This is a genomic window from Caldicoprobacter sp. (assembly GCF_047459465.1).
Lineage (GTDB): Bacteria > Bacillota > Clostridia > Caldicoprobacterales > Caldicoprobacteraceae > Caldicoprobacter.
In genome coordinates this window covers 1-2,872 of the sequence record NZ_VSCO01000191.1, presented here as the reverse complement: position 1 = coordinate 2,872, position 2,872 = coordinate 1, and the positions used below count along the sequence as shown (strand labels likewise).

Genomic DNA, 2,872 nt, shown 5'->3' with positions numbered 1-2,872 from the left:
GGAAAAATCAAAAGGAAAGGAAGATGCTTTATTGCCCAAGATCGTTGATTTCGAACAGAGAAAGCAGGAAATTGTACAAAAGGCCATCGAAGTCTTTATAGAAAAGGGGTATCATAAGACCAATCTGGCCGACATAGCAAAAGAGTGCAATATGGGGCGCACGACGCTATATCAGTATTTTAAAGATAAGGAGGAGATTTTCGAATATGCGGCCGAACAACTTTCAAAAAATTTAGAAGCCGATTGCATGAACATATTAGAAGACAAAAAATTATCGGCCGCGGACAAGTTAAAGACTATTATCTCCCTGCTCACCTCTCAATATCATTTGGAAAAGAATAAGATGCTCATGATGGTGGAGATGTGGCTTCTCTCAAAAAGGGAAAATAATGCTTTAAAGCGGAAGCTGGAAAAGCGCCTTAACGTGCTAAGAAGGATGTTTGAGCATCTGCTTGATGAAGGAATAAGGGCAAAAGAATTCAAGGAAATCAACCCCAAAGCCATGGCTTTTACCATCTTTACTTTAGTTGAGACCTTTGTGCTTCAAGCGGCTTTTGTAAACAACATCTCATATCAAGAGCATTTGAATAACATCTATGCTCTGCTCAACGGCCTTAAAGCATAATTTTTTTAAGCTTTTAATGACATATATGTCTATTTAGACGTATATGTTAATAATAAAGAAGGGGGAAATGTAAATGGCTAAAGTAAATCAATTAATAAGTTCATTTCTTTTAAAAGAAGGCATTAGCTACCTAGAAAAAGATCCTATCAATAATCTACCTAAAATATTAAATTGGGCTGAAAAGATAGCAGTCAAAGAAAGCCATAAAAACGCCATCAACACTTTCCGAAATATTATAAGCGATCCCGACAACAACTGGAATAAATTGATACACAGGGTACTGACAGAAACCCATCCGAACGTGCAAAAGAAGTTTCTCATCAACTACTTTGTAAATGCCGGAATGGCCGGAAACCCCATTATAGACGCTATGAAGAAAAAACACCAATGCAACATCCCGTGGGCAATACTTATGGATCCCACCGCTGCATGTAATTTGAGGTGCACCGGATGCTGGGCCGGAGAATACGACAAAGCAGCCTCGCTAGACACCGAAACCATGGATCGAATAATTACGGAAGGCAAAGAGCTGGGGATTTATATGTACGTCCTATCGGGCGGTGAACCCCTAATACGCAAAAAAGACATACTCTACCTTGCAGAGAAGCACAATGACTGTTTGTTCTTGTCCTTCACCAACGGAACGCTTATAGACGAGGAGTTTGCAAAGGAAGTTCAACGGCTGGGCAACATGGTGTTTGCCATCAGCGTGGAAGGCATCGGTGAAACCACCGACATGCGGCGAGGCAAAGGTACCTTTGAAAAGGTAATGAAGAGCATGGATATATTAAAACAATATGGCATAGGGTTTGGCTTTTCGGCCTGTTACCATCGCTATAATACCGAAGAGGTGGGCTCGGAAGAATATATCGATTTTATGATTGATAAAGGATGCCTGTTCGGATGGTATTTCACCTACATGCCTTTGGGCAAAGACGCCAACCTCGACCTGTTGGCAAGGCCTGAGCAGAGGGAGTATATGTACCATCAGATCAGAAAATTCCGCAATGAAAAACCCATTTTCCTCCTGGATTTCTGGAATGACGGCGAATACGTCGGGGGATGCATCGCTGGTGGAAGAAACTACATACACATCAATGCCAATGGAGATGTGGAGCCCTGCGCCTTTATCCACTATGCCAACGTAAACATAAAAGATGTCAGCCTGCTGGAAGCTCTGAAATCGCCGCTTTTCATGGAATACCAGAAGAATCATCCGTTTAACAAAAACCATCTACGCCCCTGCCCATTGCTCGATAATCCTGAGAAATTGAGGGAAATGGTTCATCGCTCCAACGCTTATTCCACACAGCCTATAGATAAGGAGTCGGTAGACGAAGTCACCGCTAAATGCGAAAAGATAGCCGAAGAATGGGGTAAAGTCGCAGACAGGCTTTGGGTGGAATCGGGAAGGCAGCTGGATTGACCAGCTGCCTTTTATTTTTACCTTACCAATGCTTTACATTCTTTTTCTCAATATACCTTTGCCCTGTTGTTTGCCACCTCCCGGCATATAGCTCATCTGGTATCCCCCTTTATTATGCCATAATTCTACAAATGCGCCTGTTTAGTGCAATCCTTAAAGCATGACCCTCATTCCTCTTTCGACAAAAAGACCTATTTTATAAGATTGAAGTTGAAAAAAAGTGTAAAAATATAGTATATTGGAATTGTCAAGCCTAATATTTAGGCCCGCACATCTCCTGTTAATTCAGCACCATAAAATGCTGACACAAGCCGAAAGGAGGAATATCCTATGGGCAACATAAGAGAAGTCCCCTATGACGAGTATATTTTAGAAGTAGAAAAGCAATTAAAGTCCGGAGGCCTCTTTTTGTCTTCCAAAGGAGAAAAAGCCAATACTATGGTCATCGGCTGGGGAGGAATCACCGTCTTTTGGGGCAAACCCATATTTTTAGTGCCTGTTAGAAAATCAAGATATACCCACGGCCTTATCGAGCAGTCGGGGGAATTTACTGTCAGCGTTCCGTTAAAGCGAGATCTAAAGAAAGCTCTAGCCTTTTGCGGCAGCAAATCTGGCCGTGATTTTGACAAGTTTAAAGAATGCAACCTCACGCCGGTTCCCGGCATAAAGGTAAACGCCCCCATTATAGGGGAGTGCACGCTGCATTATGAGTGCAAAGTGGTGTACAAGCAGGATATGATACCCGGAAACCTTGATGCACAGATAGATCAGACATGGTATGGCTCCCCTGACTATCACACGTTTTATTTTGGCGAAATCGT

General features: G+C 42.4%; 3 protein-coding genes. All 3 read left to right on the top strand.

Annotated features, from left to right (window positions below; all coding sequences use genetic code 11):
* A partial coding sequence (locus tag FWJ59_RS09155) for a TetR/AcrR family transcriptional regulator (RefSeq protein ID WP_414481631.1) occupies positions 1-625 on the top strand: 625 nt, incomplete at its 5' end.
* 73 nt (positions 626-698) lie between these two features.
* On the top strand, positions 699-2,051 hold the full coding sequence (locus tag FWJ59_RS09150) for a radical SAM protein (RefSeq protein ID WP_414481630.1): 1,353 nt from the start codon (positions 699-701) through the stop codon (positions 2,049-2,051).
* A 330-nt stretch (positions 2,052-2,381) separates the two neighbouring features.
* On the top strand, positions 2,382-2,872 hold a 491-nt coding region (locus tag FWJ59_RS09145), incomplete at its 3' end, for a flavin reductase family protein (protein ID WP_414481629.1).